Origin of the sequence: Polynucleobacter sp. AP-Jannik-300A-C4 (assembly GCF_018688335.1) — a bacterium.
Taxonomy (GTDB): Bacteria; Pseudomonadota; Gammaproteobacteria; order Burkholderiales; family Burkholderiaceae; genus Polynucleobacter.
Genome location: NZ_CP061316.1, coordinates 1983130 through 1998164, shown reverse-complemented (window position 1 = coordinate 1998164; position 15035 = coordinate 1983130). Strand labels below are relative to the sequence as shown.

13 protein-coding genes and 1 pseudogene are annotated in these 15035 nt (G+C 47.0%); 12 read left to right on the top strand and 2 right to left on the bottom strand.

Translation table 11 applies throughout. The annotated features are described in order from the left end of the window. Window positions 1-214 precede the first annotated feature (214 nt). From rpmH to mnmC, 7 genes and pseudogenes are all read left to right on the top strand, one after another. Complete coding sequence (gene rpmH / locus FD975_RS10435) at window positions 215-349, top strand: 50S ribosomal protein L34 (RefSeq protein WP_011903922.1); 135 nt, start codon at window positions 215-217, stop codon at window positions 347-349. A gap of 8 nt (window positions 350-357) precedes the next feature. Continuing rightward, a complete protein-coding gene (gene rnpA / locus FD975_RS10430; RefSeq protein ID WP_215302311.1) occupies window positions 358-675 on the top strand; it encodes a ribonuclease P protein component in 318 nt (105 codons plus the stop codon). Between the two features lies 1 nt (window position 676). Then, complete coding sequence (yidD, locus tag FD975_RS10425) at window positions 677-916, top strand: membrane protein insertion efficiency factor YidD (RefSeq protein WP_215302310.1); 240 nt, start codon at window positions 677-679, stop codon at window positions 914-916. A gap of 10 nt (window positions 917-926) precedes the next feature. Then, entirely contained in the window at window positions 927-2600 is a 1674-nt protein-coding gene (gene yidC, locus FD975_RS10420) for a membrane protein insertase YidC (RefSeq protein WP_215302309.1), read from the top strand. A 42-nt stretch (window positions 2601-2642) separates the two neighbouring features. Beyond that, window positions 2643-4022, top strand: coding sequence for a tRNA uridine-5-carboxymethylaminomethyl(34) synthesis GTPase MnmE (mnmE, locus tag FD975_RS10415; protein WP_215304011.1), 1380 nt, complete (start codon window positions 2643-2645; stop codon window positions 4020-4022). An 89-nt stretch (window positions 4023-4111) separates the two neighbouring features. Beyond that, window positions 4112-5959, top strand: coding sequence for a phosphoenolpyruvate carboxykinase (GTP) (locus tag FD975_RS10410; protein ID WP_215302308.1), 1848 nt, complete (start codon window positions 4112-4114; stop codon window positions 5957-5959). A gap of 45 nt (window positions 5960-6004) precedes the next feature. Further along, window positions 6005-7096, top strand: a pseudogene (gene mnmC, locus FD975_RS10490) (FAD-dependent 5-carboxymethylaminomethyl-2-thiouridine(34) oxidoreductase MnmC); the annotation flags it as partial. Here mnmC and FD975_RS10405 read toward each other — a convergent pair. Next, window positions 7066-9744 (bottom strand): DNA topoisomerase III, encoded by a 2679-nt coding sequence (locus FD975_RS10405; RefSeq protein ID WP_251371201.1) that lies wholly within the window; start codon window positions 9742-9744, stop codon window positions 7066-7068. The pseudogene mnmC and the gene FD975_RS10405 sit on opposite strands and share 31 nt — an antisense overlap. A 220-nt stretch (window positions 9745-9964) precedes the next feature. After that, entirely contained in the window at window positions 9965-10639 is a 675-nt protein-coding gene (gene dprA / locus FD975_RS10400; RefSeq protein WP_215302307.1) for a DNA-processing protein DprA, read from the bottom strand. 71 nt (window positions 10640-10710) lie between these two features. On the opposite strand from dprA, the gene def reads away from it, so the two are divergent. From def to FD975_RS10375, 5 genes are read left to right on the top strand one after another with little or no spacing between them, the layout of a single operon-like run. Continuing rightward, window positions 10711-11226, top strand: coding sequence for a peptide deformylase (gene def / locus FD975_RS10395; RefSeq protein WP_215302306.1), 516 nt, complete (start codon window positions 10711-10713; stop codon window positions 11224-11226). Between the two features lie 7 nt (window positions 11227-11233). Then, entirely contained in the window at window positions 11234-12256 is a 1023-nt protein-coding gene (gene fmt / locus FD975_RS10390) for a methionyl-tRNA formyltransferase (protein WP_215302305.1), read from the top strand. Continuing rightward, window positions 12249-13115 carry a zinc metalloprotease HtpX gene (gene htpX / locus FD975_RS10385; RefSeq protein WP_215302304.1) on the top strand — a complete coding sequence of 289 codons (867 nt, stop codon included), beginning with the start codon at window positions 12249-12251 and terminating at the stop codon, window positions 13113-13115. Before fmt ends, htpX begins: the two co-directional genes overlap by 8 nt. A gap of 1 nt (window position 13116) precedes the next feature. Continuing rightward, the gene (gene rsmB / locus FD975_RS10380) at window positions 13117-14430 is read left to right on the top strand and encodes a 16S rRNA (cytosine(967)-C(5))-methyltransferase RsmB (RefSeq protein WP_215302303.1); all 1314 of its coding nucleotides are present in this window, start codon (window positions 13117-13119) and stop codon (window positions 14428-14430) included. Then, entirely contained in the window at window positions 14427-15008 is a 582-nt protein-coding gene (locus FD975_RS10375) for a DUF4390 domain-containing protein (RefSeq protein ID WP_215302302.1), read from the top strand. The genes rsmB and FD975_RS10375 overlap by 4 nt, the downstream gene beginning before the upstream one ends. The last annotated feature ends 27 nt before the right edge of the window (window positions 15009-15035 follow it).

Sequence of the window (15035 nt, the reverse complement as noted above, 5' to 3'; positions counted from 1 at the left end):
AGGATCCATTGTAGCCAGCCCATAAAGTTATCCACAAGCTGAAAAAACGTGGAAAACCTGTGGATAACTTGTGAATAAAAAAAGAAAACCGATAAAAATCAATGGTTTATTAAATTATCACGAATTAAATAGAGAAAAATACCTATATATTCTTCCGCAGCGGTTGACCTTTTGCTTGGCAACAAGGAAAATACTGGGTTTTGCAGGATGAATCATGAAAAGAACATACCAACCCTCAGTAACACGTCGCAAACGCACCCACGGATTTCGTATTCGTATGAAAACCAAGAGCGGACGCGCAGTATTAAACGCACGTCGTGCTAAAGGTCGTAAACGTCTGGCCGTTTAATTTAGCAGTTGAATAGCGCCAGGATTTCTGAGTTACTAAAAACACGCCCCAAGACAAGTTTGTATTGGGGTTTGTATTTGGTATCTTCCGATCAAGGCGCTAAACCAGATTTAGGTATTGCGGTGGCTAAAAAACTAGCCAAACGCGCAGTAGACCGGAACCAATTAAAGCGCATGATCCGAGAACTAGTCAGGGGCGCTCAAGCTACAAACCTCAACAGTGATGTTGTGGTGAAGCTGAAAAAACCAATTGGTCGCGAAACCCGCGGCAGACTCAGAAGCAAAGAAAAAGATATTCTGCGAACACAAATTGCGGGGCTAATTTAACGTGCACCCAATAAACAAGGTAGCCATTAAATTTGTGCGGCTCTATCAAGTAGCGCTTAGTCCTTATATTGGTATGCATTGTAAGTTTGCACCTTCCTGCTCTCAATACGCATGTGACTGCTTTACAAACTACGGGTTTTTTAAAAGTATTGGGCTATCGGTATGGCGTATTTTGCGCTGTAATCCATGGTCACAGGGCGGTTACGACCCAGCAGTAAAACCAACATCTCATCATCATTAAGTGAATGCAAATGGACTATAAAAAAACAATTCTTTGGGCAATCTTTTCCATGTCGGGCATCTTGTTGTTCAACAACTGGCAAGTTCATGAAGGAAAGCCATCGATGTTTGGTGGGAGCCCTGTTAATACTGCCGTTGTGGCCGATAAGACATCAGCGAACAAAATCGATATTCCATCGCCCGTACAAAATCCAAATATTCCAGCCCCAAACCAAACACCTATGGTTGTTGCTGGTGCAATAGAAACAGCCGAAAAGTTTGTGTTGAAAAATGACGTATTGATTTTGGAGATTAGTGCAAACGGCGGCACCATTATTGATGCAATGCTGCCTAAGCAGCTCACACCAGAAAAAAAACAAGTTGAGTTGTTTCAATACACACCGAACCATAAATATTTTGCACGCTCTGGCTTAATTGCCTTGGGCAACGTGGATTTGCCGAATCACACCAGCACATTTAAGTTATCGCAGTCTGGTAAAGACGGCTCAGGGAACCCCTTCATTGTTTTAGTAAGCGAGCGTAACGGCGTAAAACTAGAGAAGACTTTTATCTTAAGTGCGGGCAGTTATGTGGTTGACGTTGGACACCGTGTTACACAAAGTAATGCAAACGCAGCACCCTTAGTCCTGTACACAGAGATTGTTCGCGACGCCTCGCAAGAGCAAAAGATTGGCCCCTTTGACGGCGCGTTCTCAGCAAGCACCTTCACTGGTCCCGCCACATACACTGATAAAGAAAAATTCAACAAGCTGGAGTTCACGGCGATTGATAAAAACAAAATTACTATTCCTACACAGGTTCCAGCTGGCGACCCCGCTTGGATTGCTATGGTTCAGCATTACTTTGCTAGCGCCTGGATTCCTAGCGATAAAGCAGCACGAGATATTTATGCCGGAAAGATTGATAACAACCTCTATCGAATCGGTATGCAAGTACCACTGGGCGTAGTTGCACCAGGCACAACAGTTGTGGAAAAAGCCAAACTATTTGTGGGGCCACAAGAAGAGCGCGTATTGGAAACAATTGCTCCGGGCTTTGAGTTGCTAAAAGATTACGGCTACTTAACCATTTTGGCTAAACCCATTTTCTGGCTCTTGGACAACATTCATTCTTATGTGGGCAACTGGGGCTGGTCAATTATTTTATTGACCATCTTAATTAAGTTGGTGTTTTTCCCGCTTTCAGCTGCAAGCTATAAGTCTATGGCCCGCATGAAAGAGGTGCAACCACGCTTACTCACCATGAGAGAGCAGTACAAGGGTGATCCACAAAAATTAAATCAAGCCATGATGGAGATGTACCGCAAGGAAAAAATTAATCCTCTTGGTGGTTGTTTGCCCGTGGTGATTCAGATTCCAGTATTTATTGCCTTGTACTGGGTTCTATTATCTTCAGTAGAAATGCGCAACGCCCCATGGATTGGGTGGATTCATGATTTATCAGTTCCAGACCCATACTACATTTTGCCAATCATTATGGCTGCCTCCATGTTTGTGCAAACCAAGCTGAACCCAACGCCACCAGATCCAATTCAGGCTAAGGTGATGATGTATATGCCGCTTGTATTCTCTGTAATGTTCTTCTTCTTCCCAGCAGGCTTGGTCTTGTATTGGGTGGTGAACAACTTACTATCAATTGCTCAGCAGTGGCAAATCAATCAAATGTTTGGAAAAAAGCCGGCTTAAAGTCTTTGGCCGATAACAAATAAACAAAGGGTGCCTGCAATGATGACGAGAAAGCTGCCCATCATTGCGGTTGCCACTGCGCCGGGCAAGGCTGGGGTTGGCGTTATTCGTATTAGCGGCCCACAGCTTTTGCCAATAGCCGAAGCTCTTTTTCACAAGGCGCTTACGCCGCGTCAAACCAATCTCCTTACCCTTCGTGATGCGCGCGGCGAGACGATTGACCAGCTGATTGCAATTTACTTTGCTGCCCCCGCCTCCTTTACCGGTGAAGATGTCCTGGAGCTGCAATGCCACGGAGGACCCCAGCTTTTAGAGTTGGTCATGAAGCGGTGTCTCGAGCTTGGAGAAGATCAGGGTTTGGTTATTGCAGAGCCGGGCGAATTTTCCTTACGCGCGTATCTCAATAACAAAATCGATTTAGCTCAAGCAGAGGCTATCGCAGATTTAATTGATGCTCAAAGTGAGGCAGCAGTTCGTGGGGCGGCGCGCTCATTGCAAGGGGTCTTCTCAAACGACATTAATAGCTTGATTGAAGAAATTACCCAATTACGCATTTTGGTTGAGTCCACTCTGGACTTTCCTGAAGAAGAGATTGAATTTTTGGAGAATGCCCAAGCTCGCCAGCGCCTCAGCGCGGTGATGGAAAAGTTGCATAAGCTGAGAGAGGGTGCAAAACAGGGCAAGATTTTGCGCGACGGTATTCAGCTGGTTTTGGCTGGCGCCCCTAACGTTGGAAAGAGCTCACTTCTTAATCGCTTGGCTGGCGAAGAGGTTGCAATTGTTACTCCTATCGCGGGAACCACAAGGGATCGCGTTAAGGAAAGCATCACCATAAGTGGTATTCCAATGCACATTATTGATACAGCCGGTCTTCGCGAGACCAGCGATCTAGTTGAGGCAAAGGGAATTGAACGATCTTGGGAGGCAATACAAGCCGCAGACCTAGTTATTTTTCTGCAAGATCCAAATTCAATTAATGCGATCGATGGCGCGGCGGTTTTGGACTTAAAAGCTCAAATATTGAAGGCCCTCCCACCAAAGTGCCCCGTTTTAGAGATCATTAATAAGTCTGACTTGCTTCCTAATGAAGCATCCTACCAAAGTGAAGGTCCATCCCTACTTATTTCGGCCAAGACTGGCGACGGGGTTGAGACTCTAAAACAAAAAATCCTAGAATCGGTTGGTTGGGGCGGCTCTCAAGAGGGCGCCATTGTGGCCCGTAGAAGACACCTTGATTGTCTGGATAGGGCAGCGACCCATTTGGATAAATCTCAACAATTCGCCGCAGATGGCAACATATCGCTGGAGTTATTTGCAGAAGAGCTCCGTTTAGCACAAGATCAGCTTGGACACATCACTGGAAAACTGCTTCCAGATGATCTTTTGGGCAAGATTTTTAGCCAGTTTTGCATTGGCAAGTAAAGGGTTTGCTCTTGGTGGGTCGGCACCTAAAAATACGCCCAAAATGTTAAAATAGTGCGATCAAAAATATTACATTTCATAGGACTCTCATGACTATTAATACCAATGCACCTGAGTACGTAAAAAATCAAAAACTCATTCAATGGGTTGCAGATGTTGCCGCTCTAACTAAGCCAGACAAGATTCGCTGGTGCGACGGCTCTCAGGCTGAATATGATGAATTTTGTGAGCTATTGGTAAATGCGGGTGTATTCAAGCGCCTCAACCCAGCAAAGCGTAAAAATGCTTTTTTAGCACTATCAGACCCAGATGATGTGGCCCGTGTTGAGGACCGCACATTTATCTGCTCTGCAAAAAAAGAAGATGCTGGCCCAACCAATAACTGGGTAGAGCCAAGTGAAATGCGTGCCACTCTCCAGCCATTGTTTGACGGCTGTATGCGCGGTAGAACAATGTACGTAGTGCCATTCTCCATGGGCCCAATTGGCTCCCCAATCGCCCATATTGGCGTTGAGTTGTCTGACAGCCCTTATGTTGCTATCAACATGCGCTTAATGACCCGCATGGGCAAAGCTGTGATTGATCAGCTTGGCGCCACCGGCGAATTCGTTCCTTGCATTCACACTGTTGGTAAGCCATTGGCTGCGGGCGAAAAAGACGTTGCTTGGCCTAACAATAAAACTAAGTACATCGTTCACTATCCAGAAACTCGCGAGATTTGGTCTTTTGGATCTGGTTACGGCGGCAATGCTTTACTAGGTAAAAAATGTTTTGCATTACGCATTGCATCCAATATGGGTCGCGATCAAGGCTGGTTAGCTGAACACATGTTGATCTTGGGTGTGACTTCACCCGAGGGCAAGAAATACCATATTGCCGCAGCTTTCCCATCTGCCTGCGGAAAAACCAACTTCTCTATGATGATTCCTCCAAAAGGCTTCGAGGGTTGGAAGGTCACTACGGTTGGTGATGACATTGCATGGATCAAGCCACGCAAGGACCCTGTTACAGGAAAGACACGTTTGTTTGCGATTAACCCAGAGTCTGGTTACTTTGGTGTTGCTCCAGGTACAAATCGTCAAACCAATCCAAACTGTCTCGATTCATTAAACCAAGATGTGATCTTCACTAACGTTGGTTTAACTGATGATGGTGATGTTTGGTGGGAAGGTTTAACTGATACTCCTCCTGCACATTTGATTGACTGGCAAGGTAAAGACTGGACGCCTGCTGATGGTGCCGCCGGTCGTAAAGCTGCGCATCCAAATTCACGCTTCACTGTAGCTGCTACAAATAACCCTGCAGTTGATCCAAATTGGGACAATCCTGAGGGCGTTGCGATTGATGCATTCTTGTTTGGCGGTCGTCGCTCAAACACAGTGCCATTGGTAAGTGAAGCACGTGACTGGGTAGAAGGTGTTTACATGGCCGCCACAATGGGCTCTGAAACCACCGCTGCGATTACTGGCCAAGTAGGCGTTGTACGTCGCGACCCATTTGCGATGATTGCATTTGCTGGTTACAACATGAGCGATTACTTCCAGCATTGGTTGAACATTGGTAGCAAGCTTGCTGCCGAAGGTGCTGTGCTACCAAAGATCTATTGTGTGAACTGGTTCCGCAAAGATGAAAACGGCAAGTTTGTATGGCCTGGTTTCGGTGAAAACATGCGCGTGCTCTCTTGGATCTTAGGCCGTGCTGAAGGCACAGCTAAAGGTAAAGAGACGGTGTTTGGTATTTGCCCAGAGCATGCTGACATGCATTGGAATGGCCTCGATTATTCAGCAGACAAATTTGAGAAGGCCATTACCGTTGCTGTTGACGATTGGAAGAATGAGCTCAAACTCCATTCAGAATTATTTGAGCATCTAGGTGAGCGCTTGCCTAAAGAGCTAATCGAAGCACGCAGCAAAATTGAGAAGCGCTTAAACGCCTAGTCATCCCTAGGAACTTAAGAAGTCTTTTCAAAACATCCGCATTTAATGACCTCACCCCAACACCATGACATCGTGGTGATTGGGGCAGGTATTGCTGGATCTAGCATTGCAAATGAACTGCTTGAACGCGGTCAAACGGTTTGTATCCTTGACTCAGCCCCCCACCCTGCATCAGCATGTTCTAGTCACGCTTACGCTATTGCTCATCCACATGTTGGTCGAGGCGCACCCCGTTTATTGCGCTTAACTCGCATTGCATTTCTAATGGCCGAAGCCCGCTGGGGTAAGTGCTGGAATCAACATGGCATCTTTCAACCAAATAAAAAAGATAAAGTTTTTAATCGGGATGATGTTGCAGGCTATTTGCAATCACTCAATCTTGACGAAGGTTTAGCGCAAGCTCTTTATGCAAATGAGGCAATGGATGCTTGTGGAATTTCTCAAGATGGAATTTGGCTCCCTCGCGGAGCATCGTTGAATTTATTCGAAGCAACGCAAGATGCGTTGACCCCCAACCCAAGGTTGACCTGCCGCTGGAATACTTCAGTAGCCCGATTAGAGAAAGCCCCTGCGGGCTGGCGATTGGTCGACCCCCAGGGCATCACCATCATGACCGCCGATAAAGTCATTATTGCAGCAGCAATAGAAACCAAAAATTTAGCTGCAAGTATCGACGTGCGACTTCCCTTGAGGCCGGTGCGTGGACAGCTGAGCATTTTTTCGATTGACGAAAAAAGTGCGTGGGCCCCAAAACTACCTCGTACCGCTATCTCAGGCGATGGCTATTGTTTGCCATCCAAGAAATTACCCGATGGAAGTTACCAGTGGATAGTGGGCTCTAGCTTTGATGAAGGAGAGTCGGAGCTACATGATTGGGATACAAGTGATGACTTTAATCGCGAGCAGGCAAAGGGTTTATTGGATTATGAAGAAGGTGATGTTAGTCATCTTCACAAGTCAGGAAGTTTTGTCGGTGTGCGCTGTGTTGCAGGTGATCGCTTGCCGATTATTGGGGCACTCGCTCAACGCCCGGGGATATTTTTAGCAACAGCCCTAGGGTCAAGAGGTATTTTGTGGTCGGCCTTAGCTGCCAAGCTCATTACTGCTCAAGTGCTTGAGGACGACTTTGTTTTGCTGGCACGCTTAGGTTTTGCTGCAGACTTAGTGGCTGCACTGGCGCCTGCACGTTTCTTCGCTGGTGCTTTGTCGGCAGCACCAGCCTTGGGTGCTTTGGCTTCAAACTCAAAACCAATTTTGCCATCTGCGCCTAAAGCAAGATAAGCCTTAAAGCCGCGACCAGTACGGTTGGATTTGAAATTGGTTAGCAAATCTGTTTTGCCCTCTGCTAGCAATTTTTGAACTTGCTCCGCAGAAATTTCTTGTTGCAAAACGACCTTGCCCGTTTTGAAATCACATGATTTATTTGGCCCTGTGTTGTTCTCACAAAGATAGCGCATGCCATCCTCATACACAGCACCAGAGCACTTTGGACAAACACCCAAAGCCTGACGGCCGGTAAAGTCGATTGCTTCAGATTCATCCTCTTGCGTGTTGCCAAAATCAAACTCAAGCTTAAAGCCTGCATTTGGATAATCGGCATCCTCTTCAGGAATTTCGCTTAACTTAATAATTGCGGCAAATGGCCTACCCATCTTGCTGCGGAAACCTTGCAGTGGTCCAATAGTTTTTTCGCGAAGAAGCTCTTCTACCTCTGGATATTCAAACGCACGCCCACCCGGAGTTTTGCTAATCGTAAATCCGCATTTCTCACATGCAAAGCGACGATAGTTTTCTTTAACTGCGCCCTTACAGTGTGGGCACGGTGTAGACATAGTGGCATAGTCACCAGGAATGGTGTCGCTGTCATACTCCTTGGCGCGCTTGACGATGCGTTGCGTCATCTGTGCAATTTCTTGCATGAAGGTATCGCGATTCATTTCGCCACGCTCAATCAAGGAAAGTTTATTTTCCCAGCTGCCCGTGAGATCAGGGCGCGTTAATTCTTCTACATCCAAGCCGCGTAGTAGCGTCATTAATTGGAATGCTTTGGCCGTAGGAATCAGCTCACGTGCTTCGCGAACCATATACTTCTCTGCTAGCAAGCCTTCAATAATCGCCGCACGGGTTGCAGGTGTCCCTAAACCCTTTTCAGCCATGGCTTCACGCATCTCATCATCGTCGACCCATTTGCCCGCACTTTCCATGGCGGATAGCAAGGTTGCCTCGGTATAGCGAGCAGGGGGTTTGGTTTTTAATGGGATGGCGGAGATAGATTCAGTTTGTACGGTTTCGCCTTCTTGTACGGCCACCAGCTCATCATCTGCTTGGTTGGATCTGCCATAGACAGTTAGCCAACCTGGGGATACTAGAACACGGCCCTCGGTTTTAAAGTGATGACCTGACGCTTCGGTAATGCGAGTGGTGACGCGGAACTCGGCAGCAGGGTAAAACACCGCCAAGAAACGACGGACTACCAAGTCATACAACTTTTGCTCTGGCTCGCTCAGACTCTTTGGAGACTCTAAGGTTGGGATGATCGCAAAGTGATCAGATATTTTTGAGTTGTCAAAAATACGTTTGTTTGGTTTGATCCAGCCATATCCAGCTTTTGCCTTTGGATCTTTAGGATCGCCTTGCAAAATTTGTTTAGCAAATGGACGATATTCTGATGAGTTATCAGCCAGGTTCTCCATGGTCTGCTTAACGGTATCCAAATAATCTTCGGGTAAGGCTTTAGCATCCGTACGCGGATAAGTAAGCACCTTATGACGCTCGTAAAGTGCTTGAGCCAGACCCAAGGTATTTTTGGCGGAGAAGCCAAAGCGTGCATTGGCCTCGCGTTGCAAACTAGTTAAGTCAAAAAGTTGTGGCGCTAGCTGAGTTGCTGGCTTGGCCTCTTCTTTGACGCTCGCTTTTTTATCGCGACACGCAGCCACAATGCTTTGTGCAGCAGCTTCACTCCAGAGGCGATTCTCGCGCGCATCTGGAGCAGCAACATCCTTTTTAAACTTCGGATCAAACCAGCGGCCTTCATATACGCCAGCTGCAGCAATAAATTCGGCCTTAACTTCCCAATAGTCTTTAGAGACAAATTTACGAATTAGTTCTTCGCGCTCTACAACGATTGATAAGGTTGGCGTTTGTACTCGACCAACTGTCGTTAAAAAGAATCCACCACTTTTACTGTTGAATGCTGTCATGGCACGTGTGCCGTTAATGCCAACCATCCAATCTGCCTCAGAGCGGCAGCGTGCTGCATCTGCTAGAGGCTGCATGTCGGCATCACTACGCAGCGAAGCAAAGCCATCACGAATCGCTGCCGGGGTCATAGATTGCAGCCAAAGACGCTTAATGGCCTGTGGCGCTTTCGCATGCTGTGCAATCAAGCGGAAAATTAATTCACCTTCACGCCCCGCGTCACATGCATTTATAAGCTGATTGATATCTTTGCGCTTAATCAGCTTTTGCAATACCTTGAGGCGCGATTCAGTTTTGGCGATCGGGCGTAAATCAAAATAGGGCGGCACAACCGGTAGGTTTGCAAACGACCATTTGCCACGTTTGACATCAAATTCTTCCGGGGCAGCAATTTCTAATAAGTGGCCCACTGCAGAAGAGATGACAAAGTCATCGCTCTCGAAATAGTCCTCATATTTAGTGAAGCCTCCTAAAGCCTTGGCAATGTCATTCGCAACAGAAGGTTTCTCCGCAATGATGAGCGCCTTAGGGTGATCCACGCTTGAAGTTTTTGAGCTGCTTTTTTTGGTAGTTGCTTTAGTTGCCACGCGTTTTGCCTAAATTTGAGCTTGAAATCATGTTTTATTGGGTGCAAATAGGATGCCAAATTAAGCCCATTTTTGAGCCAATCTTTCCCACACCCCTTTTTTATTATTAACCGATAAATTAACAAAAGTCCAAAATCCTCATATTTTGGGGTTTTGGAATGCGCTTGTAATGCCTTAAATTTTCCCAAAATAGGCCTTTAAAAGGGTTTAAATGCCCTTTTCACCAATTTTCTAGCTCTTCCAGGATATCTTTTGGGGATTGGACGAGTTTGGCCCCTTGCTGAAGTAGCTGGTGACAGCCCCTTGATAGGGGGTGATGTATTGACCCGGGAATTGCAAAGATCTCACGGCCAAGCTCCAGCCCTATTTTGGCTGTAATCAGTGAGCCAGAGCGCTCAGCTGCTTCGATTACCAGGATACCTAGGGCTAGAGCGGCAATAATGCGGTTCCTGCGTGGGAAGTGCCAGGCTTTTGGCCCCAATCCTGGCTCTAATTCAGACACAAGTAAGCCGCTGCTACCAATGGCTTGGGCCAATCTTTGATGCTCTTTGGGGTACACAATGTCCAGCCCCGTTCCGCATACTGCGATGGTTGGTCGGTCCTGCTTCTGTCCAAGGGCGCCCAAGTGGGCGGCACCATCAATACCCCTGGCTAAGCCCGAAATAATGAGATAGCCCTTTGCAGATAGGGCTTGCGCAAAATAGTGGGCATTTTTGATTCCCTCTTGGCTGGCCTTGCGGGATCCAACAATGGCAACCATCGGCAAATCCAGCAAGCGAATATCACCATATATATAGATTGAGTTGGGAGGATCGTATAAATTTAATAGGCGAGCTGGATAGCCAGCGGAGTTTTGGTGAATTTGGATGATGTCTGAATTTTTCGGCTTGTTCATAAAGCAATTTTCAGCATGGGCGTATAGAGAACTATCAGGACAGCTTTATTACTCTGTTGGATAATTCCGATATGGCTTTATTAACTGTCCTTTGCTATCCAGATCCACGCCTACTTAAGGTTGCTAAACCCGTGGCGCAGGTAGATGCACGCATCAAAAAAATTGTGGCCGATATGGCCGAGACAATGTACGAAGCGCCGGGGGTTGGTTTGGCTGCAACACAGGTTGATATTCATGAGCGGATTGTGGTGATTGATATTTCAGATAATCAAGACGAGTTAATGGTATTCATCAATCCAGAATTAGTTTGGGCAAGCCCAGAAAAAAAATCATGGCGCGAAGGATGTCTTTCTGTGCCAGAGTATTACGATGAAGTTGATCGCCCAGCGGTAGTTCGAGTAAAAGCGCTCGACATCAATGGAAAAGAATTTGAAGTAGAGGCAGATGGCTTGTTATCAGTCTGCTTGCAACACGAGATGGATCACTTGCAGGGCAAGGTGTTTGTTGAGTATCTCTCGATGTTGAAGCGCAATCGTATTTCTCTCAAAATGAAAAAGCGCGCAAAAGAATTAGTAGGCGAGCGCTAAGCGCCCAATGAAAATTGTTTTTGCTGGTACCCCAGAGTTTGCTGCGCAAGCAATGCGTGCAATAGAAAAGGCTGGGCATCAAATTGTTTTAGCGCTTACCCAGCCAGACCGTCGTGCTGGTCGCGGCATGCATCTGCAGGCGAGCCCCGTAAAACTATTTGCGCAAGAAAAAAATATTCCTGTATTGCAACCGGCATCTCTTAAACAGAGTCATCCTGACTTGCAGAAACAAGCGGCAGCGCTTGAAGCATATCAATATTTATCTGGCATTGATTTTGATGCAATGGTAGTGGTTGCATACGGATTAATTCTTCCTCAAGACGTTCTGGACATCGCGTCTCGCAATGGTAGGTATGGCTGCTTTAATATTCACGCATCTTTGTTACCAAGATGGCGCGGCGCAGCCCCAATCCAGCGCGCTATTGAGAGTGGTGACGCCTGCACCGGTGTGAGCATCATGCAAATGGATGCGGGTCTAGATACTGGCGATACCGTTTTGGTGGGTGATTTGAAAATCGCATCTGACGAAACTAGCGCAACACTTCACGATCGGCTTGCTAAGCTGGGTGCTGAGTTGATGGTGAAGGTTCTGAATGATCTAGATAAGGATGTTGTCATTGCAAGAACTCCACAGCCAAGTATCGGCATTACCTATGCAGAAAAAATATTAAAGAACGAGGCAGAAATTGATTGGCAGTTAAGTGCAGTTGAAATTGATCGACGCATTCGAGCTTTCAATCCATTTCCCGGATCGACGAGCAGCCTTCAAGGCGAGCAATTCAAGTTTTGGAACTCTTGTTTGCCCAAGCAAGTGCAAATAGATCCAGATGCCAAGCCTGGACAAATTGTAGGCTGTAGTGCTGATGGCGTGTATGTTCAATGTGGTGAGGGCGTGATTGAGATTTTAGAAATGCAAAAACCAGGCGGGAAAAAGATTTCTGCAAGTCTGTGCATTCCTGGTGGAATAAGTGCACCTAATTTAATGAGGTTTGAAAAGGCGGCAAACAAGCAAGGAGACGTAAATGTTTAATTTAGCAAAGACCGCGATTTTGATGGCGGCAATTACTGCGCTCTTCATAGTGGTTGGTGGCATGCTTGGTGGTGAAGAGGGGATGTTGATTGCGCTGCTGATCGCAATCGGAATGAACTTTTTTAGCTACTGGTTCTCAGATACGATGGTCCTCAGGATGACAAATGCACAGCAAGTGGATGAGCATTCTGCTCCGCAGCTTTATGCCATGGTTAAAGAGCTGGCTGAAAAGGCTGGACTCCCCATGCCTAAAGTATTTTTAATTGATGAGGATGCGCCCAATGCATTTGCAACCGGTCGCAATCCGGAGAATGCTGCTGTTGCAGCAACCACCGGCATCCTCAGAGTTCTTTCGCCCCGTGAATTGCGCGGTGTAATGGCGCATGAGCTTGCACACGTAAAGCACCGAGATATTTTGATTTCTACTGTCGCAGCAACTATGGCCGGCGCCATTTCTGCGTTGGCAAATTTAGCGATGTTTGCTGGTGGTCGAAATTCAGAGGGTCGGCAAGGCAATCCCATTGCGGCATTGGCGGTAATGATTTTGGCGCCTCTGGCAGCAAGCCTAATTCAAATGAGCATCTCTCGGGCGCGCGAATATGAAGCCGATCGTGGCGGAGCGGAAATGAGCTCTGATCCTGAGTCGCTCGCACAGGCCCTGCAAAAAATTCATGCCTATGCTCAAGGTATCCCATTTCAAGCCATTGAGCGGCATCCTGAGACGGCGCAAATGATGATCATTAACCCTCTTACCGCTGGTGGCCTCTCACAACTTTTTTCTACCCATCCCCCAATGGAGGAGCGGGTAGCTCGATTAATTAGCATGTCTAAAAACGGGGTTTACCCCGGAGCGGAATAATTTGACTGATCAAAAAACACCACGCAGTCTTCCTCTATCCGAGGCGATCACTATTTCTGCGCAAGCAATTGGTGAGGTGATGGCGGGTCGATCACTTACAGAAGTTTTGGATCAGCTGGATGCGCACGAACGCCCTATCGTTCAAAGCCTTACATTTGACGCTTTGCGTAAGTGGGTGAGATCTCATGAGTTCATTAAGGAATTCATTCCAAAGACTCCACCAGTAGAAGTAGAGTACTTATTAAGCGTAGCAATCGCCTTGTTCTTACAAAGTGGTGCGGAGGGTAAAGGCTATGCGGCTCATACGATCGTTGATCAGGCAGTAAAGGCTTGCAGTGAATATGAGCCAACAATGTATGCCAAGGGCTTAGTGAATGCTGTACTGCGCAAGGTTAGTCTGGCAGTGCAGGCTGAGAATGAGAAACCTTATCCGCCAGACCCCATTCCTATGTTTTTTCCGCCCTGGTGGCGGGCTAGTTTGAAACGTAACTATTCGAAGTCTTGGCAGGCTATGCTGATTCAGCAGGCCCAACGTGCACCCTTAATTTTGCGGGTGAATCTCAAGCAGCATACGCGTCAGGAATATCAAGAGTTATTGCATCAGGCCGGCATCGTTTCTGAGCCCATTGATAGCATTGCTGGAATCCCATTGAATTCTGCTTTGGTCTTGCGTGAGCCTGTGCCGGTATCCGATTTGCCGGGATTTTATAGTGGCGCTGTTTCTGTTCAAGATGCAGGGGCTCAAATTGCGGCGGTATTGCTTGACCCAAAACTGGGAGAGCGCGTATTGGATGCTTGTGCTGCGCCTGGTGGAAAAACCGCTCACTTATTGGAGTTGGCGCAATGCGAGATGATTGCATTGGAGTTGGATGGTCAGCGTCTTGGAAAAATTGGCGGTAATTTAGATCGCTTGCGATTGCAATCTGACGACGTTCAGGTGGTGCGTGGCGACGCCTCAAAGTCAGCCTGGTGGGATGGTAAGCCGTTTGACAAAATCTTATTGGATGCGCCTTGCTCAGCATCTGGCATTGTTGCAAGACACCCCGATATCCCCTTCTTGCGTCGTGAGGCAGATATTAAAGCGCTACAGTTGAGGCAACGCGCTATTTTGGAGCAAGCGTGGAAGATGCTCAAAATGGGCGGCACGCTTTTGTATGTGACTTGCTCCGTATTTCCGGAAGAGGGCGAGGAGCAGGCCGCTTGGTTTGCGAATGAGCATCCCGATGCGTTACGATTGAGCGCTCCCGGACAAATTTTGCCCGCCGAGCTAAATGATGGTTTTTTCTATGCCTTGTTTAAGAAAAAAGGGCCATGAGCCAATGCATTAAACAATTCACCCTTTGTGTTTTGATAGCGCTGAGTCTATTTTCAGCAGTTGCAAATGCAGAGGGGATCAAGCTTAAATCTGCTGAGCTAGAGCGGGTGGATAACGACTGGCTATTAAATGCTACATTTAAGATTGAATTGAGCCCGGGTCTAGAAGACGCAGTTCAAAAAGGGGTTGTCTTATATTTTCAGACTGAGTTTGATGTAACTCGTTCGCGTTGGTATTGGTTTGATGAAAAGCCTGCGATGGCTCAGCGACTAACACGCTTGTCTTATCAGCCCATGACTCAGCAATATCGCATAGCCTCTGAAGGCTTTACCTTTTCTGCAAAAACTATATTTGAGGCCTTACAGGCAGTAGGGAGCATTGGGGGTTGGCGGGTAATTGATGGCAGCCAAATTGACGCAAGCAAGTCTTACACTGCAGCGCTCAAAATGACTCTAGATTTGAGTAGGCTACCCAAGCCATTCCAGGTAAATGCACTAAACAATCGAGACTGGAATGTCACAAGTGATTGGGTTCGCTTTCCATTTTTACCAACCGGCCCCAACCTGATTAAACGATGAAGATTTCTTTAGACTTCATTGGATCAA